This window comes from Massilia aquatica (genome assembly GCF_011682045.1).
GTDB classification, from domain to species: Bacteria; Pseudomonadota; Gammaproteobacteria; order Burkholderiales; family Burkholderiaceae_D; genus Telluria_A; species Telluria_A aquatica.
Window position 1 is genome coordinate 50,122 of sequence record NZ_VVIW01000002.1, and the last position, 25,049, is coordinate 75,170.

The window sequence follows — 25,049 nt, forward strand, 5'->3', positions numbered from 1 at the left end:
GTGGTCACTCAATTCATCCAACAGGAGTCATCATGAAACGCTTCAACGCCCTTCTTTTCGCCGTCATCGGATTGTGCATCGCCACCAGCGCAGCGGCCGCCCCGGGCAAGCGCGCCATCCCATCGTGCACCAAGGTGCTGGTCACCAGCACCACCGAGGTCCCCGCCAATACCACTTTCGATGGCTTGGTCAAATACGGCAAGATGGTTTGCCTGGTCGGTAACACCAAGAAGATGGACGGCAGCCAGACCGAAAGCCAGATCCCTCACTTCAACCTCGGCGTGGGAGCCACCCTCAAGAACGTGGTGCTGGGCGATCCGGCCAAGGGTACCGGCCGCAACCTGACCGCCGGCGGCGCCGATGGCGTCCATTGCGCCGGCAACTGCAAGATCGAGAATGTGTACTGGGGCGATGTGGGCGAAGATGCCGCCACCCTCAAAGGCGCCGGCACCATGACCGTCACCGGCGGCGCAGCGTACAAAGCGGCCGACAAAATGTTCCAGAATAACGGCGCCAACAGCAAGATCGTCATCACCAACTTCTACGCGGAAGAAGGCGGCAAGCTGTATCGTTCGTGCGGCAATTGCTCGAGCCAGTCGGCACGCACCGTCACCATCAGCGGCGTGACGATCTATAACGTCAGTGCCGGCGTGGGCGTGAACAGCAGCTTCGATGGCTCGAAACTGCCGGCGCTGGCCAAGGCCTACGACGTGGCGACCATGAGCGACTTCGTGTCGAACAAGGCGTCGGCGCGTTGCGCCACCTTCATCGGTACCTCGAAAGGCAATGAGCCGAAAAAGGACACCAACGCCGGCAACATCGCGCGTGCATGCGTTTTTAAATAATGCGCTGAACAGGTTTCAGGTGAGAAGACGGCCTATGTAGCCGGTTTGACCACGCGAACAGGCGATCCCTGGCCGCGTGGTTTTTTTTTCGTTCGGCCGCTCAGTCCTCGGGGCGCAGGGTGTCCTTGCAGTTGCCGCCGCACGCCATCACATACGCAAACTGCCAGTCGCAGTAGCGCTTTTGCCCATCCAGATAAACGAAGTCGCCGTCGGTGAAGCTGCGCCGGATGGTCTGCGCGCACGAGGCGCTGCGTACGCCCATCACGCCACCGCCAGGCGCGCGCACCAGCTGCCAGTCGGCCTTGCCGGTGATCGGGTCGGGATAAAGCTGGCGCAGGTAGCGCTTCATGCCCGGCTGGCGCGGGTCCTGCAGCAGGTCTTCCAGGCGCGCCGGGGCATGGCTGGCATGGCCCTCCGGCGTATTAAGTTCGTATTCGAGAAACGCGCGAATGTACTGCTTGCCGACGAACAGAAGCTCGGTTTCGGCGTCGCGCCGGCGCGCCAGGTCGCCCACCGAGACGGTGGCGGCGGTGGCCACGCCGATCACGGCGATCAAGACCATCAGCCCCACGTAGGTAAAGCCGGCGGCGCTGCGCTTACGCACGGGAGAAGGTGCGCGTTACGCGTTCGAGGTGGGCGCGCATGGCCTGGCGCGCGCCGGCGACGTCGTGCGCGGCGATCGCCGCCAGGATATTGCGGTGGTCGATCAAGGTCTGCTTGCGCAGTTCCTCGGTCTGGAAGTGTTCCTTGAGTTTGTGCCACAGCGTGCCGCGCTGGTTCCACAGGTAGTCGATGGCGCCCACCAGCGCCGTGTTGCCGGTGGCGCGCGCCAGCGCCAGGTGAAAATTGCGGTCGGCCTGCTCGTTGCTGGCGCGGTCTTCGTGGTCGCGTTCCATCTCCAGTACGGCGGTGAGGATGGCGTCGATGGCCGAATCGGTGGCATTTTTGGCCGCCAGCCCGGCCACCTCGGTTTCGATCATGCGGCGCGCGGCCAGCACCTCGAACGGGCCGGGGCCGACCTCGGGGGCCGGGCTTGCTTGGGACGCCTGCGCGCTGACGTACACGCCCGAGCCGCTGCGCACCTCGACCACGCCGCCCAGCTCCAGGGCGATCAGCGCTTCACGCAGCGAGGCGCGGCTCACGCCCAGGCGCGCCGACAGCTCGCGCTCGGCCGGCAGGCGCTGGCCGGGCTGCATGTTTTCGGCGGCGATCAATTGCACGATACTGTCGGCCACCACCCGGTACATGCGTGGTTCCGGCGTGCTCGCGTCTGGCGCCGCAGGGGTTGTTTTCATCGTGTGGAGCTGTCCGGGAAGGGGAAAGTGGAAAGGATACCGCAAGAGGACCAATTGTAGATAGCTATGCGCTCCCGTGCAAGGCGGCAGCGCGGCGGCGCTTGCCAACCGGGCCGCAATGCCGGATCATTCCGGAGACGCACCCCGCGCGGGGCTTAATCTTGCTTACATCTATATTCGGAGGCATCAATGGTGGCAGTCAATCGGCACATGCACGCGAAACGACGGCTCGGCCTGGGTCTGGCCGCGCTGGCGGCGGTTCTGTGGTCGGGCGTTCCGGCCCAGGCCCAGCAGAGCGAGGAAAAAGTCCTCAACATCTATAACTGGTCCGACTACATCGCCGACGACACGATCAAGAACTTCACCAAAGAGACCGGCATCACGGTGCGCTACGATGTCTTCGACAGTAACGAAGTCCTGAACGCCAAGCTGGTGGCCGGTAAATCGGGCTACGACATCGTGGTGCCGACCGCGCCGTGGGCACGCCAGCAGATCGACGCCAGGCTGCTGCGCAAACTCGATAAATCCAGGCTGCCGAACCTGGCCAACCTCGATCCGGGCATCCAGGCCAAGCTGGCCACCCTGGACCCGAACAATGAACATCTGGTGGACTGGATGTGGGGTTACACCACGGTCGGCATCAATGTCGACAAGGTCAAGGCCGCGCTGGGCACGACGCCGATGCCGGCCAATGTGTGGGAACTGATTTTCAATCCCGTCTACACGTCCAAGCTCAAGTCGTGCGGCGTGTCGTTCCTCGATTCGCCGTCCGAGGTGTTCCCGGCGGCGCTGCATTACATGGGTAAGCCAGCCTACTCGAAGAACGCGGCCGATTACGCGGCGGCGGGCACCATGCTGCAGGCGGTGCGCCCGAGCGTGACCCTGTTCAGTTCTTCCGGGTATATCAACGACATGGCCAACGGCGCCATTTGCGTGGTGTTCGGCTGGGCCGGGGACATCAATATCGCCCGCCAGCGCGCCATCGATGCGAAAAAGGGCGTCAAGATCGAGGCCCTGGTGCCGAAAAACGGCGCGCCGCTGGTGTTCGACACCATGGCCATTCCGGCCGACGCGCCGCATCCGAACAATGCCCACCTGTGGATTAACTATATTCTGCGTCCCGAAGTGCAGGCCAGCCTGACCAATAAGGTGTTCTTTGCCAATCCGAACAAGGCCGGCATGAAGTTCGTGCGCAAGGATGTGGCGGAGAACAAGAGCGTGTTCCTGGGGGACGAGGATTTGAAGAAGATGATTCCGCCGGAAGCGGTGCCGCAGGATATTCGCCGGGTGATGACGCGCACCTTCACCAAGTTCAAGACCGGACGGTAACTTCATCGCCCCCGCCGAGGGCCGCCTTGGCGCGGGAGCGACGGTATCGGTGCGACGCTGCCGGCACCAGCGCAAAAGCGGCAAGCGCCCATTGGGCCTTGCCGCTTTTTTTATCGGCCTGTATCAGGCCCGGTGCTATTCGTGATAGCGATCTTGCAGGTCGAGCTTGCTGCCGTGAACCTCTTCCACCAGTTCATACAGCACCAGGCCAACCATGCCTCCAAACATGGCAATGACGAGCATGCTGAACATGATCATGAATCGCCGTTGAGCGATGTCTCCCTTAGTTGATACACCTAAACTTTAGCAGGTGGATGCCACAATTCAAGGCCGGCGCGCGACTTATTTAACAATCAGGTCGGGCGCCATCACGCCTTTCAAATACAGGCTGTACGGATCGAGCGCCTCGCGCTGCACCAGCCACCAGGCATTGGCCTTCTTGATCTGCCAGTCCTGCGGATGCCCCGACAGCAGCAGCGCGGCCACCTGGCCCAGGGTCGGCTGGTGCCCGACCACCAGCACCGGCTCGCGCCCGTTCGGCCAGTTGGCCGCCATTAATATATCTTCCGGATCGGCGCCCGGCGCCAGCTCATGCACGATCTTGAACTTGCGCTTGAGCGGTTCGACCGTCTGCAAGGTGCGCAGCGCCGGGCTGACCAGGATGCGGGTGCTGTCGGGCAGCTGCGAGGTGAGCCAGTCGGCCATGCGGCGCGCCTGCTTCTGGCCCTTGGGCGTGAGCGCGCGCTCCATGTCGTCCTGGCCCGGGTCGGCGTCGTGCGCTTCGGCGTGCCGCCATAAAATCAGATCCATGCCGTTCTCCTGTCACTCTCCAGTATCGACCGGGTGCGTGCCCAACAAGTCCATCAGATGCCGCTGCGCCGAAAACTCCACCTGCTTGCCGCGCACCTTGCGGCGCTGGTAATGCCCGCCCGGGTCGAGCTCCCATGCGTTCGAGTTGTCTTTCAGGTAGGGGTTCAATCCTTCCGTGATCACGCGCCGTTTCAGCGCCTTGTCCAGGATCGGGAACGCCACTTCGATGCGGCGGAACAGGTTGCGGCTCATCCAGTCGGCGCTGGCCAGGTACACATCGTGCGCCAGGTCGTTGCGGAAGTAGTAAATCCGGCTGTGCTCCAGAAAGCGCCCGATGATCGAACGCACCTTGATGTTTTCGGACAGCCCCGGCACGCCAGGTTTCAGGGTGCAGGCGCCGCGCACGATCAGGTCGATCTTCACGCCGTCGTGCGAGGCCGCGTACAGCGCGCGGATCACCGATTCGTCCACCAGCGCGTTGATCTTGACGATGATGCGGCCCGGCCGGCCGGCACGGGCGATCTTGGCCTCGTTGCGGATCGCCTTGATGATTTCGCTCTGCAGCGCGAACGGCGCCAGCCACAAATGGGTCAGCTTGTGCGGCTTGGTCAGGCTGGTCAGGTGGATGAACACTTCGTTCACTTCCTGCGCCATCTCGGGGTGCGCGGTCAACAGGCCGAAGTCGGTGTACAGGCGGGTGGTGGTCAGGTGGTAGTTGCCGGTGCCGAGGTGGGCGTAGAAACGCAGCCCGCCCGGGTTGCCCTCGGCGTCGGCATCCTCGCGCCGGATCACCAGCGCCACCTTGGCGTGGGTTTTCAGGCCGACCACGCCGTACACCACCTGGGCCCCGGCCTGTTCCAGCTTGTCGGCCCAGTTGATGTTGGCTTCTTCGTCGAAGCGCGCCATCAGCTCCAGGATGACCGTGACTTCCTTGCCGGCGCGGGCGGCGGCCATCAGCGCTTCCATCAGGTCCGAGTGCATGCCGGTGCGGTAAATGGTCTGCTTGATGGCGACCACCGACGGATCGTGCGCGGCCACCTGGATGAAGTCGACCACGGTCTGGAATGACTGGAACGGGTGGTGCAGCAAGATGTCGTGCTTTTTCAGCTGCTCGAAAATATCGTGGTGCGCGGTCTTTTGCGGCATGCCCGGTACAAACGGCTCGAAGCGCAGGCTCGGCTGCTTGACATGGTCGATCAGCTCGGCCAGGCGCACCAGGTTAACCGGACCGTCGACCGCGTACAGGCGGCTCTTGTCGAGCCCGAACTGTTCCAGCAAGAATTCCGATAGTTCCGGCGCGCAATTCTTGGCCACTTCCAGCCGCACCGAGGTGCCGAACTGGCGGCCCTGCAACTCGCCCTTGAGCGCCTGGCGCAGGTTCTTGACTTCTTCCTCGTCGACCCACAGGTCGCTGTCGCGCGTGACCCGGAACTGGGAATAGGCAATCACTTCGCGCCCGGTGAACAAGTCTTCTATATGCGAGTGGATGATCGAGGACAGCAGGCAGAACGACATGCCGCCATTGGTCGACAGTTCGTCGGGGATGCGGATTACGCGCGGCAGCACGCGCGGCGCCTTGACGATGGCAATCCCGGTGCCGCGTCCGAAAGCGTCCTTGCCGGTCAGCGAGATGATGAAATTGAGGCTCTTGTTAACCACCTGCGGAAACGGATGGGCCGGATCGAGCCCGATCGGGGTGAGCAGGGGACGCACTTCGCGCTCGAAATAGTCCTTGACCCAGGCGCGCTGCGCCTCGTTGCGGTCGGTGTGGCGCACCAGGTGCACGCCTTTTTTCTTCAGTTCCGGCAGCACTTCGGTATTGAGTACCGCGTACTGGTCCTTGACCAGATTGTGACATTCATTACTGATGCGGGCCAGATTGGCGGCCAGCGCCGGATTTTCCGCCAGGTTGCCCTGGGCCAGCAGGCTGGCCACGCGCACTTCGAAGAATTCGTCCAGGTTGTTACTGACAATACAAAGGTAGCGCAGCCGTTCCAGCAGGGGCAGGGAAGTATCTTCAGCCTGGGCCAGCACACGGCGGTTAAACGTCAATTGCGACAGCTCCCGGTCCAGGAAGATGTTGGCGCGCGTCGGATCCGTGCTCGATGCAGTTTTCATTAGGGCTTTAACTAGTCAGATAGATAATAGTAAACGCCGCCAGTGTAATAAATATATATGACAAGTCGGTGACACACGCCCGGATTGTGTGACATCGACTGTAAGCACACAGGCGAACGACAAGCGTATCATGCAGGGAGAAAACGGATTCTTACAAGGATTTCCGTCATGTCATAAACGTGTCATATTTGGGCGGTAGACTGCGCAGCATTCCACGTTGTATAACCCACAAGGACTTGATATGCGAATGAAACAGTTGTTGGCTTCCATCATTGTTGGCGTTGGCGCCCTGGCGGCAGCAAACTCCATGGCTGCGGACATGACCGGCGCGGGTGCGACCTTTCCTTACCCTGTGTATGCTAAATGGGCGGAGTCGTACAAGAAGGCAACCGGCAATGGCATGAACTATCAATCGGTCGGCTCCGGTGCCGGCATCAAACAGATCAAAGCAAAAACCGTCGACTTCGGCGCGTCCGACAAACCGCTCGGCGTTGAAGAACTCGACGCGGCAGGCCTGATGCAGTTCCCGGCCATCATGGGCGGCGTGGTCACCATCGTCAACCTGGAAGGTATCGCTCCTGGCGCGATGAAGCTGACCGGTCCGGTCATCGCCGACATCTACCTGGGCAAGATCACCAAGTGGAATGCCCCTGAAATCGCCGCCCTGAACCCAGGCGTCAAGCTGCCGGCCGACGACATCACCGTCGTGCACCGCGCAGACGGCTCGGGCACCACCTTCCTGTTCACCGACTACCTGTCGAAAGTATCGCCGGAATTCAAGACCAAAGTCGGTGCCGATGCATCGGTGAAATGGGCGGTTGGCGTGGGCGGCAAGGGCAACGACGGTGTTGCTTCGACCGTACAGCGGGTTAAAGGTGCGGTTGGCTACGTCGAGTGGGCGTTCGCCAAGAAAAACAAGATCGCACACACCCAGCTCAAGAACAAGGATGGCGTGTTCCTGCAGCCTGACGACGAAAACTTCAAGGCAGCCGCCGCGTCGGCCGACTGGGTCAAGGCGCCAGGTTTCGGCGTGGTGCTGACCGACCAGCCAGGCAAGAACAGCTGGCCGATCACCGGCGTGTCGTACATCCTGATGCACAAGAGCCAGGCTGATGCCGCCAAAGGCAAGGAAGTCATCAAGTTCTTCGACTGGTCGTTCAAGAATGGCGACGCCGCCGCCGTCGAACTGGACTACGTGCCGCTGCCGGACAGCGTCACCAAGCTGGTCGGTGACTCCTGGAAAGCCAATCTGAAAGATGCTGCCGGCAAGGCCATCTGGTAACTCTCCGGTCATACCCACGGGCGGGCAGGGACGCGTGTGCGGCCCGCCTGCCTATTTAGCAGCTATGAACATCATGTGGACAGCGAAGTCAATCAATGAGCGCAAACCCAACTATCGCAATGGCCGGACGCAAGAGCGCAACGCTTGACCTCGAGCACGCCGCACTGCTTTCCACCATGCGCAAGCAGCGCATGCAGGATTTTTTCTTTCACAAAGTGACCTTGCTGTTCGCGGCATCGGTCCTGCTGGTCCTGGTCGGCATCATCGTCTCGCTGATCATCGGCGCGGCGCCGGCATTCAGGGAATTCGGGCTCGGCTTCATCGCCAGCGCCGAATGGGATCCGGGCAACCAGAAATTCGGGGCACTGATCCCCATCGTGGGCACCCTGGCCACCTCGATTATCGCCTTGCTGATCGCGTTTCCGGTCAGCTTTGGCATTGCACTGTTCCTTACTGAAATCTGCCCGGTCTGGCTGCGCCGCCCACTGGGCACCGCCGTCGAACTGCTGGCGGGCATTCCTTCGATCATTTACGGCATGTGGGGCGCCTTCGTGCTGGTGCCGCTGTTTTCAGAGTATGTCCAGCCTTTCCTGAAAGCCACGCTCGGCCAGCTGCCGATCATCGGCCAGCTGTTCAGCGGCCCGATGATGGGCTTTTCGATCCTGGCCGCCGGCCTGGTGCTGGCCATCATGATCATCCCGTTCATCGCCTCGGTCATCCGCGACGTGTTCGAAATCGTCCCGGCCGTGCTGAAAGAATCGGCGTACGGCCTCGGCTGCACCAAGTGGGAAGTCGTGCGCAAGATCGTTCTGCCTTACACCAAGACCGGCGTGGTCGGCGGCGTCATGCTGGGCCTGGGCCGCGCGCTCGGCGAGACCATGGCGGTGACTTTTGTGATCGGTAACGCCAACAACCTGTCCTGGTCGATCTTCTCGGCCGGTAACAGTATCGCCTCGATCCTGGCCAACCAGTTCGCCGAAGCCGAGCAGCCGCTGCACACCTCGTCCCTGCTGGCGCTGGCGCTGATCCTGTTCATCATTACTTTTATCGTATTGTCCGCAGCCAAGCTGATGCTGGCCGGAATGTCGCGCAAGGAAGGCGTTAAATGAGCCAGACGATTGTAAACCCGGTTTACCGCAAGCGCCTCTGGAAGCACCGGATCGGCATTGCGCTGTCGGTGCTGGCCATGTCGGTCGGCCTGATCTTCCTGATGTGGATCCTGTCGACCCTGCTGATCAAGGGCTTCGCCGGCATCTCGCTCGACCTGTTCATCAACGACACGCCCGGTCCCGACAGCGAAGGCGGCGGTTTGCGCAACGCCATCCTCGGCAGTCTCATGATCGTGGGCCTGGCGACCTTCATCAGCACCCCGGTGGGCATCCTGGCGGGCATCTACCTGGCCGAATACGGCGAAGAAAACCGCTTCGCCCAGATCACCCGCTTTGTCACCGACATCATGCTGTCGGCACCGTCGATCGTGCTCGGCATTTTTGTGTGGACGCTGTATGTGAACGTGGCCGGGCACTATTCCGGCTATGCCGGCTCGATTGCGCTGTCGCTCATCGCCATTCCGGTCGTGGTGCGCACCACCGACAACATGCTGCGCCTGGTGCCGCAAAACCTGCTGGAAGCGGCGTTCGCCCTCGGCGCCCCGCGCTGGAAAGTGGCCACCACCGTGCGCCTGCGTGCCGTCAAATCGGGCGTGGTCACCGGCGTGCTGCTGGCGGTGGCGCGCATCACCGGCGAAACCGCGCCGCTGCTGTACACGGCGCTGAACAACCAGTTCTTCAGCTCCAACATGAATGCACCGATTGCCAACTTGCCAGTCGTCATTAATACCTTTGCGCAAAGCACGGCGGACAACTGGGTCAACCTGGCCTGGGCCGCGTCCTTGCTGCTGACCTTCAGCGTGTTGTTATTGAACATCCTGTCGCGTACCATGTTCAGCCAGAAAACCACGAAATAAACGACCGACTTCTCTCATGAGCCCTATGCCTACACCGATGCCTACTGTAACGCCGAAGAACAAGACGATCGAGATTTCCGGCCTGAACTTCTTTTATGGCAAGACGCAGAGTTTGACCAACGTCAACCTCAACATTTACGAAAAGCAGGTCACGGCCTTCATCGGCCCGTCCGGCTGCGGCAAGTCGACCCTGCTGCGCACCCTGAACCGCATGTACGACCTGTATCCGGGCCAGCGCGCCGAAGGGCAGGTGATCTACCGCGGCAAGAACATCCTCGATCCGGACCAGGACGTGAACATGCTGCGCGCCAAGGTCGGCATGGTGTTCCAGAAGCCGACGCCGTTTCCGATGTCGATCTACGACAACATCGCCTTCGGCGTGCGCCTGTACGAAGACCTGTCCAAGGGCGAGATGGACGAGCGCGTCGAATGGGCGCTCAAAAAAGCGGCGCTGTGGGGCGAGGTCAAGGACAAGCTGAGCAAGAGCGGCCTGTCGCTCTCGGGCGGCCAGCAGCAGCGCCTGTGCATCGCGCGCGGCGTGGCGGTGAAGCCCGACGTGTTGCTGCTCGATGAGCCAACCTCGGCGCTGGACCCGATCTCGACCGCGAAAGTGGAAGAACTGATCAGCGAACTGAAACAAGACTACACGATCACCATCGTGACCCACAATATGCAGCAAGCCGCGCGTTGCTCGGACTACACCGCCTATATGTACCTGGGCGAGCTGGTCGAGTTCGGCGAAACCGACCAGATCTTCATGAATCCCGCGCGCAAAGAGACGCAGGATTACATCACCGGACGCTTTGGCTGAGCCACGACAATATTAATTACGGAGAGCAGCAATGATAGGCGAGCATTCATCCAAGCAGTACGATCACGAACTGGAAACCATCCGCTCCAAGGTGTTGTTGATGGGCGGCATTGTCGAAACCCAATTCCTCGACGCCATGACCTGTTTTCGCATCGGTAACCTCGAACGCGCCGACCGCGTGATCGCGGAAGACGACGAAGTCAACCAGCTGGAAGTGGCGCTCGACGACGCCTGCAGCCACCTGATCGTGCGGCGCCAGCCGACCGCCAACGACCTGCGCACGGTCATGGCGACGATCAAGGTGATTACCGACCTCGAGCGTATCGGCGACGAAGCGGCCAAGATTGCGCGCACCTCCAAGAATCTGCACGGACGCGGCGCGGTCGGCGTGAACCATTACGAAATGGTGCGTACCATCGCCACCGCCACTTCCGACATGCTGCACGATGCGCTGGACGCCTTCGCGCGCCTGGACGGCAAGCAAGCCTTGCAGCTGATCGCCCAGGATGCCGTGATCGACCATGAATTCCGCTCGATCATGCGTAACCTGATTACCTTCATGATGGAAGACCCGCGCACGATTTCGTCGGCGCTGGACACGCTGTGGGTGGCCAAGGCAATCGAGCGCATTGGCGACCATGCCAAGAACATCGCTGAATATGTCATCTACGTCGTCGAAGGCAAGGATATCCGGCATAGCAAGCCGGCCCTTTTGATTCCCGATCAACCGGTACCGTAAGAGCAATGGCAGCCGATAAAACCACTGTATTAATCGTAGAAGACGAACCGGCCATTGTTGAACTGGTGACTTTTTCCCTCCGCGAAGCGGGCTGGAATGTGTGTTCGGTGCAGAATGTGGCCGACGCCTGGGAATTCATGCAGCAGCGTACGCCGCATCTGATGTTGCTGGACTGGATGTTGCCCGACCAGACGGGCCTGCGCCTGCTGTCGCGCATGCGTTCGGACCGCAACTTCCAGGACATTCCGGTGATCATGCTGACGGCCAAGAGCATGGAGGAAGACAAGATCGCGGGGCTCAACAATGGCGCCGACGATTACGTGACCAAGCCATTTTCCCCGCGCGAACTGCTGGCGCGCGCCAAGGCGCTGCTGCGCCGCAAGAGTCCGGAGCATGACCAGCAGGTCATGAGCGCCGGTCCGGTGACCCTGGACCCGGTCAGCTGCACGGTGTCGATCGACAGCCAGAAGATCGACATGGGGCATGCCGAGTTCAAGCTGCTGAAGTTCTTGCTGGCGCATCCGGAGCGCGTGTTTTCGCGCAGCCAGTTGCTCGACAAAGTGTGGGGCGACCATGTGGTGATCGAGGAACGCACGGTCGACGTGCATGTTCTCCGGCTGCGCAAGGCGCTTAAGGAATCGGAAAAGCTGATCAAGACCGTGCGCAGCGTAGGGTATATGCTGTCCGAGAAGTGATGTTGTTGATTTTGGCAGTGGCGTGACCGTATCGGAATCGCGACTGCTAACCTTAAAACCGTCTTTCCCGCGCAGGCGGGAATCCATAGCACCATCGATGAGCGTAGGTGCTATGGATTCCCGCCTGCGCGGGAACGACGGGCTGTACCCTGGATTTACAAGGACACCCCCCGCAACATGAACCCCAAACTGCTGTTCTGGATCCCCGCACTGCTGCGCATGAGTTTCATCCTGCTTGGCGCGGGCGTGTTCTGGTGGCTGTTCGGGCTAGTCTACGGCCTGGCCGTCGCCTTTTTGTCCGTCTTCGTCCTGCTGTTCATCCAGCTTTCCTACCTGCACCAGCTGGGCAACTGGCTGGACGACCCGCATTCCGGCAAACTGCCCGACGGCTGGGGTTCCTGGACCAATATCTTTTCGCGCCTGTACCGCCTGCGCCGCGACGACGAGCGCAACCAGGCCGAATTGACCGAATGGCTGGCCCGCTTCCGCCAGGCCATGCACCTGCTGCCCGACGGCGTGGCCATCATGGACGACGTGCTGTTCCTCGAATGGTGCAACCCGGCCGCCGAACGCCACCTGGGCCTGACCCTGGAGCGCGACAAGGGCATGCGCGTCACCAACCTGATCCGCCATCCGGATTTCATCGACTACATCATTCTCGGCCGCTACGAAAACCCGCTGACCCTGAGTTTCCGCGACCGCAAGCTGATCTGCCAGATCATCCCGTTCGAAAACCGGCGCCAGATCCTGGTCACGCACGACGCCACCGAAACCCAGCGTATCGAGGAAATGCGGCGCGACTTCATCGCCAACGCCTCGCACGAGCTGCGCACGCCGCTGACGGTGATCGTGGGCTTTCTCGAAATCGCGTCGAGCGAAATGAACCTCGACCCCGACACCCGCATGTCGCACCTGAAGCTGATGACCGAGCAGGGCCACCGCATGCAGCGCCTGATCGAAGACATGCTGACGTTGTCGCGCCTGGAATCGATGGATTACCCGCTGCGCAGCGAATCGGTCGATATTGCCGCGCTGATGGAACAGGTGGTGCAGGAGGCGAGGGCGCTGTCTGGCGGCAAGCACCAGATCACGTCGAGCGTGAACGGGCCGAACATCATGGGCAATGCGGAAGAGTTGCGCAGCGCCTTCGGCAACCTGGCCTCGAACGCGGTGCGCTACACGCCGCCGGGCGGCACCGTGCACCTGGCCTGGCAGATGGGGCCGGACGGACCGCAGTTCGTGGCCACCGATACCGGCATTGGCATCGACCAGAAGCACATTGCGCGCCTGACCGAACGTTTTTATCGGGTCGACAAGAGCCGCTCGCGCGAAACCCAGGGCACCGGGCTGGGCCTGGCGATCGTCAAGCACGTGCTGCTGCGCCATGGCGGCAGCCTGACCATCAAGTCGGAAGCGGGCAAGGGCAGCAGTTTCATTGCATCGCTGCCGGGGACGTAAGAAATGCGTTGAAACAAGCTTGCCTCACGGCGGCTCCAGGTTCCCGGGAGCAGGTACAATCGTGGTCTTCGCTTCTTTGACGACCATTATGTTCACCAAACGCCGTTCCCTGATCGCCCTCGCCGTGTTGCTCGCCGGCTGCGGCACCACCACTCCTCCCGCCCCCAAGCCGGCCGCCGTGCTGCAACCGGCCGCCGCCGCTATTCCCAAGAAAATCCGCATCGGCCTGGCCCTGGGTGGCGGCGCCGCGCGTGGCTTCGCCCATATCGGCGTGATCAAGGCGCTCGAAGCGCAGGGCATTTATGCCGATGTCGTGGTCGGCACCAGCGCCGGCAGCGTGGTCGGCGCCATGTATGCCGCCGGCAACGATGGCTTTGCCCTGCAAAAGACTGCCATGGAAATGGACGAGGCCGAAATCTCGGACTGGGCCATGCCGCTGTTCGGCAAGTCGTCGGGCGTGCTCAAGGGCGACGCCTTGCAGAATTACGTGAACAAGGCCGTCAAGAACCTGCCGATCGAAAAGCTCAAGATTCCGTTCGGCGCCGTCGCGACCGACCTCAACAACGGCCAGCCGATCCTGTTCAGGCGCGGCAACACGGGGCAGGCGGTGCGCGCGTCCTCGTCCGTGCCGAGCGTGTTCCAGCCGGTGCGCATCGGCGACCGCTCGTACGTCGATGGCGGCCTGGTGGCGCCGGTGCCGGTGCGCTTTGCGCGTGAAATGGGCGCCGATTTCATTATCGCCGTTAATATTTCGAGCCAGACCGACGCGCAGGCGGCCGTCAGCTCGCTGGAAGTGCTGATGCAGACCTTCGCCATCATGGGCCAGCGCCTCAATCACTACGAGCTCAAGGATGCCGACATCGTCATCTCGCCCTCCCTGCCCAAGATGGGCAGCAATGATTTTGCCAGCCGCAACCGCGCCATCCTGGCCGGCGAGCAGGCGGCCGCAGCGGTCATGCCGCAGATCAAGGCCAAGCTCAAGGCGCGCCAGCAGTCATAAAGGCTATAGCCATTCCAATATCGGCAGGCGGCGTGCTTGCCGTAAAATTGCCCGCATTAATCAACTGGGATATCAACATGCCATCGAAACCGTACCTGAACTTTGCCGACGTCCAGAAAATCGCCACCGCCGCGCACGCCGAAGCCGTGGCCAACAACTGGGCGGTGACCATCGCCATCTGCGACGATGGCGGCCACCTGCTGTCGCTGCAGCGCCTCGATGGCGCCGCGCCATTGTCATCGCACATCGCGCCATCGAAAGCCAAGACGGCGGCGTTGGGCCGGCGCGAGAGCAAGGTCTATGAAGACATCATCAACAACGGCCGCACCGCCTTCCTGACGGTGCCCTTCGTCGAAGGCATGTTGGAGGGCGGCGTGCCGGTGATCGTGGACGGTCACGTGATCGGCGCCGTCGGCGTGTCGGGCGTGAAATCGGACCAGGATGCGCAGATCGCCAAGGCCGGTATCGCCGCACTGGCGCAATAAATCGGGCGTCAGCCGATCCTATCGGGTTTGCGCGGCCGCTCTGCTCGCGACAGAAGCGGGCCCGGCACCGGCGCCTGACTATTCAAAGGACTGCAATGAGTGCGATGTGCAAGGTGTCGCTGGCGTCGTTTGCCATGGTTTGCATGCTCGGCAGTAGCAGCGCCATGGCGACCGGCAACGCCGGCCTCGACCGGCGGGCCGCGGCCGGCGCGAGCAGGCCCGGGGCCGCTGACGAGGCCGGCGCGCTGGTGCGCGGACGCAAGGTGTACGACGAATCATGCATGGTCTGTCATGCGACCGCGATTGCCAATGCGCCACGCCCGACCGACCGGCCTGCTTGGGAGGCGCGCAACAAACAAGGTTTCGAGGTGCTGGTACGGCACGCGACCGACGGCTTCCGGGCGCATCCGCCCAAAGGGGGCGCGCCGGCGCTGTCGGGCGACGCGGTGCGCGACGCGGTGTTTTACATGAGCTCGGGCCGAGCGAAGTGATCGCCGGCACTCTGCCGCCAAAGCGGCATTCCACTCCGGTCTGAGCCTGCGCTCAGGCGTGAATCAGCGGCCCCGCAGGCGCGGAATCGACCGCATTGGTGCGTTCCAGCCACGCCATCAGCAGGTCCATGTCGCGCACCTCGATTTCGGGTCCCTGCACGAAGCCTACCTGCGCCAGGTTGCTGGCGTCGCACACCAGCTTGTTAACAGTGGGCGAGAGTTCGACCATTCTGCCGTACGCCTTCCACACCTTGCTTTCCCATTTGTGCAGGCTTGAATCGTTAAAGCGGTTGTTTTCGAAGTAGACGGTGACCGAGCCGTCGCTGTTGCCGAAGCCGACCATGCCCGAGCCGTTTTTCAGCATCTCCTTGACTGCGTCTTCCGCGTTAATCTTGGGCACGAATACGGCTGCCCGCCCGCCCGGGTTGGGGCGCTCCATCGGCGTATCTCTTCCAAACGTAGACATAATCACATTTCCTGGTAAATGGTTTGCCGGAGGATGCTCTCTCAAATGTATAGAGGACGGTTGGCGATGTCCAGTAAAAGCGCGAAAAGCGATGCAAATGCGCCCGCCGGCGATTGCCGGAAAGCCCGCGTTGCGCTATAATTTGGAGGTTTAGCCATTCATACACCTACCGTAGCGACTACCCACACTCCCTCATTCAAAATGACACCATCCCCCTGAGCGCCAAGCGCACCGGGAACCATGGTCGTCGGTCTGACGTGGCGCAGCTACGGTAACTTTATCAGGAGTTGCCCTTGCCGCCATTTTTTTCTGGCCCCGCCGTTCCAGCCATCCTGGCTCTCGCCGATGGAACGATATTTAAAGGTATTTCCATTGGCGCCGCCGGCCATACTACCGGGGAAGTCGTGTTCAACACGGCCATGACCGGTTATCAGGAAATCCTGACCGATCCAAGCTATTCGCGCCAACTGGTCACGCTGACCTATCCGCATATTGGCAATACGGGCGTCAATCCGGAAGATGTCGAGGCAAGCAAGGTCCACGCCGCAGGGCTGATCATCCGTGACCTGCCGCTGCTGGCATCGAACTTCCGTTCGACCCAGTCGCTGTCCGATTACCTTAAAGCCGAAAACATCGTCGCCATCTCCGGCATCGACACCCGCAAGCTCACCCGCCTGTTGCGCGAAAAGGGCGCGCAGGGCGGCGCCATTTTGGTCGGCACGCAGGGCAACGAGCCTTCGCAGGTGCAGGCGCTGGAACTGGCGCGTTCGTTCCCGGGCCTGGCCGGCATGGACCTGGCCAAGGTGGTCTCGACCAGCGCCGCCTACGAATTCACCGAGACCGAATGGAAACTCGGCCAGGGCTACGGCAAGCTGACCGACCCTACATTTCATGTCGTCGCCTTCGACTACGGCGTCAAGCGCAACATCCTGCGCATGCTGACCGAACGTGGCTGCAAAGTGACAGTGCTGCCGGCCCAGTCCAGCGCCGCCGATGCGCTGGCGTTGAACCCGGACGGGATTTTTCTCGCCAACGGCCCGGGCGACCCGGAACCGTGCGACTACGCGATCGCGGCCAGCCGCGAGCTGATCGAGCGCGGCATCCCGACCTTCGGCATCTGCCTCGGTCACCAGATCATGGCGCTCGCTTCCGGCGCGCGCACGCTCAAGATGAAGTTCGGCCACCACGGCGCCAATCACCCGGTGCAGGATCTCGATTCGCGCAAGGTGATGATCACCTCGCAGAACCACGGTTTCGCGGTCGACGCGCAAACCCTGCCTGCCAACTGCCGCGTGACCCACGTATCGCTGTTCGACGGCTCGCTGCAGGGCTTCGCCCGCCTTGATAAGCCGGCCTTCTGCTTCCAGGGCCACCCTGAAGCGTCGCCGGGCCCGAACGATGTAGCTTACCTGTTTGACCGCTTCATCAGCCTGATGCAAGCCGCGGAGAAAAATTAATATGCCAAAGCGTAGTGACATTAAAAGTATTCTGATTATTGGCGCAGGCCCGATCATCATCGGCCAGGCTTGCGAGTTCGATTATTCCGGCGCCCAGGCGTGCAAGGCGCTGCGCGAGGAGGGCTATAAAGTCATCCTCGTCAACAGCAACCCGGCGACCATCATGACCGACCCGGAAATGGCGGACGTGACCTACATCGAGCCGATCACGTGGAAGGTCGTCGAGCGCATCATCGCCAAGGAGCGTCCCGACGCGATCCTGCCGACCATGGGCGGCCAGACCGCGCTCAACTGCGCGCTCGACCTGCACAACAACGGCGTGCTCAAACAGTACAACGTGGAACTGATCGGCGCCTCGCCGGAAGCCATCGACAAGGCCGAAGACCGCTCCAAGTTCAAGGAAGCGATGACCAAGATCGGTCTCGGTTCGGCGCGTTCCGGCGTGGCCCACTCGATGGAAGAATCGTGGGTCGTGCAGCGCGAGATGGGTTTCCCGACCATCATCCGTCCATCGTTCACCATGGGTGGCACGGGCGGGGGCATCGCCTACAACGAAGAAGAATTCGAGACCATCTGCAAGCGCGGCCTGGAAGCGTCGCCGACCAAGGAACTGCTGATTGAAGAGTCCCTGATCGGCTGGAAAGAGTACGAGATGGAAGTGGTGCGCGACAAGGCGGACAACTGCATCATCATCTGCTCGATCGAAAACCTGGACGCCATGGGCGTGCATACCGGCGACTCGATCACCGTGGCGCCGGCCCAGACCCTGACCGACAAGGAATACCAGATCATGCGTAACGCCTCCTTGGCGGTGCTGCGCGAGATCGGCGTCGACACGGGTGGTTCGAACGTGCAGTTCGCGATCAACCCCGCTGACGGCCGCATGATCGTCATCGAAATGAATCCGCGCGTCTCGCGTTCGTCCGCGCTGGCCTCGAAAGCGACCGGTTTCCCGATCGCCAAAATCGCGGCCAAGCTGGCGGTGGGCTTCACGCTCGACGAACTGCGCAACGAGATCACCGGCGGCGCCACCCCGGCCTCGTTCGAACCGTCGATCGACTACGTCGTGGTCAAGATCCCGCGCTTCACGTTCGAAAAATTCCCCGCTGCCGACCATCACCTGACCACCCAGATGAAGTCCGTCGGTGAAGTCATGGCGATCGGCCGCACCTTCCAGGAATCGTTCCAGAAGGCCCTGCGCGGTTTGGAAGTCGGCGTCGATGGCCTGAATGAAAAAACGCGCGACCGCGAAAAGATCGAAGAAGAACTGGGCGAGCCGGGTCCCGACCGCATCTGGTACGTGGGCGATGCGTTTGCCCAGGGCTTCACGCTGGAAGAAGTGCATCAGCTGACCCACATCGATCCGTGGTTCCTGGTGCAGATCAAGGAAATCGTCGACATCGAACTGTGGCTCGACAACCAAAAGCTCGAAGCCATCGACAAGCCGACCCTGTACAAATTGAAGCAAAAAGGCTTCTCGGACCGCCGTCTGGCATTCCTGTTGCACACGACCGACAAAGTCGTGCGCGAGACGCGCCATGCGATGGGCATCCGTCCGGTGTACAAGCGGGTTGACACCTGCGCGGCCGAATTTTCGACCGACACCGCGTACATGTACTCGACCTATGACGAAGAGTGCGAGTCCAACCCGAGCGACAAGAAAAAAATCATGGTGCTGGGCGGTGGCCCGAACCGCATCGGCCAGGGTATCGAATTCGATTACTGCTGCGTGCACGCGGCGCTGGCAATGCGCGAAGACGGCTACGAGACCATCATGGTCAACTGCAACCCGGAAACCGTGTCGACCGACTACGATACCTCGGACCGCCTGTACTTCGAGTCGCTGACCCTGGAAGACGTGCTGGAGATCGTCGCCATCGAAAAACCGGTTGGCGTAATCGTGCAGTACGGCGGCCAGACGCCGTTGAAGCTCGCGCTCGACCTGGAGGCGAACGGCGTGCCGATCATCGGCACCTCGCCCGACATGATCGACGCGGCCGAAGACCGCGAACGCTTCCAGCAGATGCTGCAAAAAATGGGCCTGCGCCAGCCGCCTAACCGCACCGCGCGCACCGAGCCTGAAGCACTGGCGCTGGCGCAGGAAATCGGCTATCCGCTGGTGGTGCGTCCATCGTATGTGCTGGGCGGGCGGGCGATGGAAATCGTGCACGAGCAGCGCGACCTGGAACGCTACATGCGCGAAGCGGTCAAGGTATCGCACGATTCGCCTGTGCTGCTGGACCGCTTCCTGAACGACGCGATTGAAGTGGACGTCGACTGCATCTCCGACGGCGAAACCACCTTCATCGGCGGCGTGATGGAGCACATCGAGCAGGCGGGCGTGCACTCGGGCGACTCGGCCTGTTCGCTGCCGCCGTATTCGCTCTCGCAAGAGACCATCGATGAACTCAAGCGCCAGACCTCGCTGATGGCCAAGGGACTGAACGTGATCGGCCTGATGAACGTGCAGTTCGCGATCCAGAAGACCGACGTCGATGGCGTGATGACCGACACGGTCTTTGTGCTGGAAGTGAACCCGCGTGCCTCGCGCACGGTGCCGTTTGTGTCGAAGGCGACCGGCCTGCAGCTGGCCAAGATTGCGGCGCGCTGCATGGTCGGCCAGACCCTCGCATCGCAGGGCATCACGACCGAAGTCGTACCGCCGTTCTACAGCGTGAAGGAAGCCGTGTTCCCGTTCGTGAAATTCCCTGGCGTGGATACGATTCTCGGACCCGAGATGAAGTCCACCGGTGAAGTCATGGGCGTGGGCATGACCTTCGGCGAAGCGTTCGTCAAGTCGCAGATGGGCGCCGGCGTCAAGCTGCCCGAATCGGGCAAGGTGTTCCTGTCGGTGAAGGGCTCGGACAAGCCGCGCGCGGTGAAAGTGGCGCGCGACTTGCAGTCGATGGGCTTCCAGGTCGTGGCCACCAAGGGCACGGCGGCGGTGATCACCGCGGCGGGCATTCCGTGCCAGGCCGTCAACAAGATGATCGAAGGCCGTCCGCACATTGTCGACATGATCAAGAACCACGAGATCGCGCTGGTGATCAACACGGTCGAAGAAAAACGCAGTGCGATTGTCGACTCGCGCCAGATCCGGATTTCAGCTTTGGCCGCGCGCGTGACGACATACACTACAATAGCGGGTGCGGAGGCTGCGGTCGAAGGCATGCGTCATCTCGACGAGTTGCGGGTCTACGATTTACAAGGCCTGCATAAAACCTTAAACTAAGCGGCACGCAGTACCCCTGACCACAGGGCGCGCGAAGGACATCCTCCATCGCGCGCCCTGTGGTTTTCACTTTTCAGTAGAAACGCGAATACGACATGAACACATCTGTTCCACTTACCAAATACGGCGCCGAACTGCTCAAGGAAGAGCTGCATCAGCTCAAGACCAAGGAACGCCGCAGTGTGATCGACGCGATCGCCGAGGCGCGCTCGCATGGCGATTTGTCCGAGAACGCCGAATACGACGCCGCCAAGGAGCGCCAGGCATTCGTCGAAGGCCGCATCGCGGAGCTGGAAGGCAAATTGGGCGCCGCGCAGATCATCGATCCGACCACCCTGGACGCCGAAGGGCGCGTGGTGTTCGCCTCCACCGTCGACCTGGAAGACCTGGACAATGGCGCCAGGGTGACCTACCAGATCGTCGGCCTGGACGAAGCGGACCTGAAACTCAATAAAGTCTCGGTCACTTCGCCGATCGCGCGCGCCCTGATCGGCAAGTACGCCGGCGACGTGGTCGAGGTGCAGGCGCCGTCCGGCCCGCGCGAATACGAAATCCTCGAAGTCAAGTACATCTAATGTTGCTTGCGCGGGCGCTTGGACCCGCCCGCCTGCTGCTGGTAACGGCATGGGCGGGCAGTTTATGGACGATGGGCTACCTGGTGGCCCCGACCCTGTTCCGCACCCTGTCCGACAGTGTGCTGGCCGGGACCATTGCGGGCAGCATGTTCAGGACCGAAGCGATCGTGTCGCTGGTGTGCGGCGTGGGTTTGCTGGCCGTGCTGGCGCTGGACAAAGGTATCGACGCTAAACGGCGTCGTTTGCTGGTGCTGGTGGTGGCGGGCATGCTGGCGCTACAGGCGGTCAGCAGCCTGGGGCTGGGGCCGATGATGGCGGCGCTCAAAGAGGCGGCGCCCGGCGGCGTGATGGAAGCGGCTACGCGCAAGCAGTTCGGCATGCTGCACGGGGTGTCGATGGTGTTGTATTTGACGCAGAGCGTGCTTGCGGCGGTGCTGGTGTTTAAGAACCCAAGGCCATAAGGTCCGGTTCCACTGTTTGCATCAAGACTAATTTGTTCCTGCCACTAACCTCGTCGTTCCCGCGCCAAGGCGGCCCTCGGCGGGAATCCATAGCACGTGTGATTTGAGGCGTGCTATGGGTTCCCGCCTGCGCGGGAACGACGCTGTAGAGGCAGGAACGGCAGTGTCGGCAACGCGGGGATTATTTCCCCAGCGCGCCTTTCTTAGGGCTGGTCTGGCGCGGCTTGGCGCGCTTGATGGTGCCGCCTTCCGTCACACGCTCATTACCCTTGATCATGACCTTGGTCACGGACGGGCGCTTGGTACCGCTTGCGCTCGCTTTAACAATGGTAACTTCGCGCATTCCTTTACCCGACTTGCCGCTGCGTTCTTTCACCACTTCCACTTTGGGACGGTAAATGACCAGCAGTTTGCCGATGTGTTGCACCGGAGCCGCATCGAGCTCGGTACAAATGTTCTCGTAGATTTCAGCGCGCATGGCGCGGTCGTCGCCGAACACGCGGACCTTGATCAGGCCGTGCGAGTCGAGGCTGGCCGAGATCTCTTTGATCACGGCTGGCGTCAGACCCGCTTCGCCGATGATGACGACTGGCTTGAGCGCATGCGCTTCAGCGCGCAGTGCGCTGCGCTCGACGGGGGTAAGTTTTTGCATAATATTTTTAGATAATCCTTTAAAAGCAGTATTCTACGCGAATGGCAAAGAACAAATTAAACAAAAACTGGTTGCACGACCACATAAACGACCCCTACGTGAAGTTAGCGCAGAAAGAGGGTTACCGTGCACGCGCCGCCTACAAGCTCAAGGAAATCGACGAGAGCGAAAAGCTGATCAAATCCGGCCAGGTCATCGTCGACCTCGGCTGCACCCCGGGCAGCTGGGGCCAGTACGTGCGCCGTAAACTGGCCGGCAAGGATGGCGGCGGCATCAACGGCACCATCATCGGCCTCGACATGCTGCCGATGGAGCCGATCGCCGACATGCATTTTATCCTGGGCGACTTCCGCGAGGCGCGCATCCTGCGCCAGCTCGACACCATCCTGGCCGGCCGCAAGTGCGACCTGGTGCTGTCGGACATGGCGCCCAACCTGTCGGGCATCCCCACGGCCGATTCGGCCCGCATGGAGCACCTCATCGACCTGGCGATTGAGTTTTCGCAATTCCACATGAAACCAAGCGGTGCCCTGGTGGTCAAATGTTTCAAGGACATGGGTTTCAGCCAGATCGTGGAGAAGTTCCGGGCCGAGTTCAAGGTCGTCAAGCAGATCAAGCCGAAGGCCAGCCGCGACAAATCGTCCGAAATCTTCCTCGTCGGCAAGGGCCTGAAGAATCCTACCGACAAGAATACCGCGCTGGAAGAAGAATCTCCCCTTGATATTTGATGGGTTTAGCCGCACATCAGCCAAGGAAAGCCGCAAAAGGCATGGAAATTGGGTAAGAGTTGCCTGATTTTCATGGCTTTTCAGTAGTTTTTCGGCCTGGCAGCGGGGCGTGCGTGGCACCGCCTGCTTATTGCGAGTAAAATCGGCGTTCTAAAATCGGTAAAAGATGCGCCTGCATCGAAGGAGTTTTCGTGAATAATATGTTTTCAAAATCCGCTATCTGGGTAGTCGTTGCCCTGTTGTTGTTCATGCTGTTCCGGCAGTTCGACAACCACAACGTTGCCGGCGGCAGCAAGCCCATCGCTTATTCCGAACTGCTCGATGACGTGAAGGCACGGCGCATCAAGGAAGTGCTGATCGAGGGACCGAACATTACCGCCACCCGTACCGACGATACCAAAGTGCGCGCCACCGCCACCTTGCTCGACCGCGGCCTGGTGGGCGACCTGCGCGATGCAGGCATTCGCTTCGACATCAAACCGCCTGAAGAAACCTCGTTCCTGCAAACCGTGATCATTTCCTGGTTCCCGTTCCTGCTCCTGATCGGCGTCTGGATTTTCTTCATGCGCCAGATGCAGGGCGGCGGCAAGGGTGGTGCGTTCTCCTTCGGCAAGTCGAAGGCCCGCATGATGGATGAAACCAACAACACCGTTACCTTCGCCGATGTCGCCGGTTGCGACGAAGCAAAAGAAGAAGTCAACGAAATCGTCGACTTCCTGAAAGATCCAACCAAATTCCAGAAGCTGGGCGGCCGTATTCCGCGCGGCGTACTCATGGTCGGCCCTCCGGGCACGGGTAAAACCCTGCTGGCGCGCGCCATCGCCGGCGAAGCCAAGGTGCCGTTCTTCTCGATTTCCGGTTCGGACTTCGTCGAAATGTTCGTCGGCGTCGGCGCAAGCCGCGTGCGCGACATGTTCGAGAACGCTAAAAAGCACTCGCCTTGCATCATCTTCATCGACGAGATCGACGCGGTCGGCCGTCACCGTGGCGCCGGCATGGGCGGCGGTAACGACGAGCGCGAACAGACCCTGAATCAATTGCTGGTCGAGATGGACGGTTTTGAAGCCAGCTCCGGCGTGATCGTCGTTGCCGCCACCAACCGCGCCGACGTGCTCGACAAAGCGCTGCTGCGTCCGGGCCGTTTCGACCGCCAGGTCATGGTCGGCCTGCCGGACATCCGCGGCCGCGAACAGATTCTCAATGTGCACATGCGCAAGGTGCCTATCGGCGCCGACGTCAAGGCCGACATCCTGGCACGCGGTACGCCTGGCTTCTCGGGCGCCGACCTGGCCAACCTGGTCAACGAAGCAGCCCTGTTCGCCGCGCGCCGCAGCAAGCGCCTGGTGGAAATGAGCGACTTCGAAGACGCGAAAGACAAGATCTACATGGGTCCCGAGCGTAAATCGATGGTCATGCGTGAAGAAGAGCGCCGCAACACCGCGTACCACGAGTCGGGCCACGCCGTCATCGCCAAGCTCTTGCCAAAGGCTGACCCGGTTCACAAGGTCACCATCATGCCGCGCGGTTATGCGCTGGGACTGACCTGGCAGCTGCCTGAACACGATGTGCTGTCCGGCTACAAGGACAAGATGCTGGAAGAAATCTCGATCCTGTTCGGTGGCCGTATCGCCGAAGAACTGTTCGTCGGTCAAATGTCGACCGGCGCGTCAAACGACTTCTCGCGTGCCACCAAACTGGCGCGCTCGATGGTGACGCGTTTCGGCATGAGCGACAGCATGGGCGTGATGGTCTACGAAGACAGCGAAAACGAAGGTTTCTTCGGCGGCGCTACCAAGACGATTTCCGAGGCAACCCAGCAAAAGGTCGATGCCGAGATCCGTTCGATCCTCGACACGCAGTACGCGCTCTCGCGCCGCTTGCTCGAAGAGAATCGCGACAAGGTCGAAAAAATGACCCAGGCGCTGCTCGACTGGGAAACCATCGACGCCGACCAGATCAATGACATCATGGCCGGCAACGAGCCACGCGAGCCGAAGTCGGGTGTGCTGACCAAGCGTACGCCGCCTCCGGGCGACAGCGGCCCGGGCGGTGTTTCACCGAACGCGACAGCACCGGCGTAAATCTCTCCGGTTCTTGCAAGCTTGTATATAATGCCGTTCAGACAAGACTGAGCGGCATTTTTTATGGTCGAAC

Annotated in this window: 25 protein-coding genes; 18 read left to right on the top strand and 7 right to left on the bottom strand. The window is 61.3% G+C overall.

Annotated features, from left to right (window positions below; genetic code table 11):
- Window positions 1-32: 32 nt before the first annotated feature.
- Complete coding sequence (locus F1609_RS03255) at window positions 33-845, top strand: pectate lyase (RefSeq protein WP_167074677.1); 813 nt, start codon at window positions 33-35, stop codon at window positions 843-845.
- A gap of 100 nt (window positions 846-945) precedes the next feature.
- Here F1609_RS03255 and F1609_RS03260 read toward each other — a convergent pair whose 3' ends face one another.
- Both F1609_RS03260 and F1609_RS03265 read right to left on the bottom strand, forming a co-directional pair.
- Window positions 946-1,449 (bottom strand): type II secretion system protein, encoded by a 504-nt coding sequence (locus tag F1609_RS03260; protein WP_167074679.1) that lies wholly within the window; start codon window positions 1,447-1,449, stop codon window positions 946-948.
- Window positions 1,442-2,140 (bottom strand): FadR/GntR family transcriptional regulator, encoded by a 699-nt coding sequence (locus F1609_RS03265; RefSeq protein WP_167074681.1) that lies wholly within the window; start codon window positions 2,138-2,140, stop codon window positions 1,442-1,444. The genes F1609_RS03260 and F1609_RS03265 overlap by 8 nt, the downstream gene beginning before the upstream one ends.
- 210 nt (window positions 2,141-2,350) lie before the next feature.
- Between F1609_RS03265 and F1609_RS03270 the strand changes: the two genes are divergently transcribed.
- Window positions 2,351-3,469, top strand: coding sequence for a polyamine ABC transporter substrate-binding protein (locus tag F1609_RS03270; RefSeq protein WP_229421623.1), 1,119 nt, complete (start codon window positions 2,351-2,353; stop codon window positions 3,467-3,469).
- 135 nt (window positions 3,470-3,604) lie between these two features.
- Here F1609_RS03270 and F1609_RS35005 read toward each other — a convergent pair whose 3' ends face one another.
- The 3 genes from F1609_RS35005 to ppk1 all read right to left on the bottom strand — a co-directional run bounded on the left by F1609_RS35005 (window position 3,605) and on the right by ppk1 (window position 6,397).
- Window positions 3,605-3,727 (bottom strand): hypothetical protein, encoded by a 123-nt coding sequence (locus F1609_RS35005; RefSeq protein WP_267876767.1) that lies wholly within the window; start codon window positions 3,725-3,727, stop codon window positions 3,605-3,607.
- A gap of 84 nt (window positions 3,728-3,811) precedes the next feature.
- Window positions 3,812-4,279, bottom strand: coding sequence for a phosphohistidine phosphatase SixA (gene sixA / locus F1609_RS03275; protein ID WP_167074685.1), 468 nt, complete (start codon window positions 4,277-4,279; stop codon window positions 3,812-3,814).
- A gap of 12 nt (window positions 4,280-4,291) precedes the next feature.
- Complete coding sequence (gene ppk1, locus F1609_RS03280; protein ID WP_167074687.1) at window positions 4,292-6,397, bottom strand: polyphosphate kinase 1; 2,106 nt, start codon at window positions 6,395-6,397, stop codon at window positions 4,292-4,294.
- Between the two features lie 241 nt (window positions 6,398-6,638).
- Between ppk1 and pstS the strand changes: the two genes are divergently transcribed.
- From pstS to F1609_RS03330, 10 genes are all read left to right on the top strand, one after another.
- On the top strand, window positions 6,639-7,679 hold the full coding sequence (gene pstS, locus F1609_RS03285) for a phosphate ABC transporter substrate-binding protein PstS (protein WP_167074689.1): 1,041 nt from the start codon (window positions 6,639-6,641) through the stop codon (window positions 7,677-7,679).
- 119 nt (window positions 7,680-7,798) lie between these two features.
- Window positions 7,799-8,788 (top strand): phosphate ABC transporter permease subunit PstC, encoded by a 990-nt coding sequence (gene pstC / locus F1609_RS03290; protein ID WP_229421667.1) that lies wholly within the window; start codon window positions 7,799-7,801, stop codon window positions 8,786-8,788.
- Complete coding sequence (gene pstA / locus F1609_RS03295; RefSeq protein ID WP_167074692.1) at window positions 8,785-9,645, top strand: phosphate ABC transporter permease PstA; 861 nt, start codon at window positions 8,785-8,787, stop codon at window positions 9,643-9,645. The genes pstC and pstA overlap by 4 nt, the downstream gene beginning before the upstream one ends.
- Window positions 9,646-9,670: 25 nt before the next feature.
- Window positions 9,671-10,456, top strand: coding sequence for a phosphate ABC transporter ATP-binding protein PstB (gene pstB / locus F1609_RS03300; RefSeq protein ID WP_187362915.1), 786 nt, complete (start codon window positions 9,671-9,673; stop codon window positions 10,454-10,456).
- A gap of 31 nt (window positions 10,457-10,487) precedes the next feature.
- Window positions 10,488-11,195, top strand: a complete 708-nt coding sequence (gene phoU / locus F1609_RS03305) for a phosphate signaling complex protein PhoU (protein WP_166870092.1) — start codon at window positions 10,488-10,490, stop codon at window positions 11,193-11,195.
- Between the two features lie 5 nt (window positions 11,196-11,200).
- Complete coding sequence (locus F1609_RS03310) at window positions 11,201-11,890, top strand: response regulator (protein WP_167074695.1); 690 nt, start codon at window positions 11,201-11,203, stop codon at window positions 11,888-11,890.
- 177 nt (window positions 11,891-12,067) lie between these two features.
- A complete protein-coding gene (gene phoR / locus F1609_RS03315) occupies window positions 12,068-13,348 on the top strand; it encodes a phosphate regulon sensor histidine kinase PhoR (protein WP_167074698.1) in 1,281 nt (426 codons plus the stop codon).
- Window positions 13,349-13,436: 88 nt separating this feature from the next.
- Window positions 13,437-14,348: a patatin-like phospholipase family protein gene (locus F1609_RS03320; RefSeq protein WP_167074700.1), complete on the top strand. Its 912-nt coding sequence runs from the start codon at window positions 13,437-13,439 to the stop codon at window positions 14,346-14,348.
- A gap of 77 nt (window positions 14,349-14,425) precedes the next feature.
- Window positions 14,426-14,833 (top strand): GlcG/HbpS family heme-binding protein, encoded by a 408-nt coding sequence (locus tag F1609_RS03325; RefSeq protein WP_167074701.1) that lies wholly within the window; start codon window positions 14,426-14,428, stop codon window positions 14,831-14,833.
- A 95-nt stretch (window positions 14,834-14,928) separates the two neighbouring features.
- Window positions 14,929-15,324, top strand: coding sequence for a c-type cytochrome (locus F1609_RS03330; protein ID WP_167074703.1), 396 nt, complete (start codon window positions 14,929-14,931; stop codon window positions 15,322-15,324).
- A gap of 52 nt (window positions 15,325-15,376) precedes the next feature.
- Here F1609_RS03330 and F1609_RS03335 read toward each other — a convergent pair whose 3' ends face one another.
- Window positions 15,377-15,790 carry a hypothetical protein gene (locus F1609_RS03335; protein WP_167074705.1) on the bottom strand — a complete coding sequence of 138 codons (414 nt, stop codon included), beginning with the start codon at window positions 15,788-15,790 and terminating at the stop codon, window positions 15,377-15,379.
- Window positions 15,791-16,083: 293 nt separating this feature from the next.
- Here F1609_RS03335 and carA point away from each other — a divergent pair, with 293 nt between their 5' ends.
- The 4 genes from carA to F1609_RS03355 all read left to right on the top strand — a co-directional run bounded on the left by carA (window position 16,084) and on the right by F1609_RS03355 (window position 21,515).
- Window positions 16,084-17,247: a glutamine-hydrolyzing carbamoyl-phosphate synthase small subunit gene (gene carA / locus F1609_RS03340; RefSeq protein WP_167074712.1), complete on the top strand. Its 1,164-nt coding sequence runs from the start codon at window positions 16,084-16,086 to the stop codon at window positions 17,245-17,247.
- Between the two features lies 1 nt (window position 17,248).
- The gene (gene carB / locus F1609_RS03345) at window positions 17,249-20,479 is read left to right on the top strand and encodes a carbamoyl-phosphate synthase large subunit (protein WP_167074714.1); all 3,231 of its coding nucleotides are present in this window, start codon (window positions 17,249-17,251) and stop codon (window positions 20,477-20,479) included.
- 95 nt (window positions 20,480-20,574) lie between these two features.
- Window positions 20,575-21,054, top strand: a complete 480-nt coding sequence (gene greA / locus F1609_RS03350) for a transcription elongation factor GreA (RefSeq protein ID WP_167074716.1) — start codon at window positions 20,575-20,577, stop codon at window positions 21,052-21,054.
- The gene (locus F1609_RS03355; protein ID WP_167074718.1) at window positions 21,054-21,515 is read left to right on the top strand and encodes a DUF4149 domain-containing protein; all 462 of its coding nucleotides are present in this window, start codon (window positions 21,054-21,056) and stop codon (window positions 21,513-21,515) included. Before greA ends, F1609_RS03355 begins: the two co-directional genes overlap by 1 nt.
- A gap of 181 nt (window positions 21,516-21,696) precedes the next feature.
- Here F1609_RS03355 and F1609_RS03360 read toward each other — a convergent pair whose 3' ends face one another.
- Window positions 21,697-22,167, bottom strand: coding sequence for a YhbY family RNA-binding protein (locus tag F1609_RS03360; protein WP_166870080.1), 471 nt, complete (start codon window positions 22,165-22,167; stop codon window positions 21,697-21,699).
- A 41-nt stretch (window positions 22,168-22,208) separates the two neighbouring features.
- On the opposite strand from F1609_RS03360, the gene F1609_RS03365 reads away from it, so the two are divergent.
- Both F1609_RS03365 and ftsH read left to right on the top strand, forming a co-directional pair.
- Window positions 22,209-22,895, top strand: coding sequence for an RlmE family RNA methyltransferase (locus tag F1609_RS03365; RefSeq protein ID WP_099880503.1), 687 nt, complete (start codon window positions 22,209-22,211; stop codon window positions 22,893-22,895).
- A 191-nt stretch (window positions 22,896-23,086) separates the two neighbouring features.
- Window positions 23,087-24,976 (top strand): ATP-dependent zinc metalloprotease FtsH, encoded by a 1,890-nt coding sequence (gene ftsH, locus F1609_RS03370; RefSeq protein WP_167074720.1) that lies wholly within the window; start codon window positions 23,087-23,089, stop codon window positions 24,974-24,976.
- Window positions 24,977-25,049: the final 73 nt, after the last annotated feature.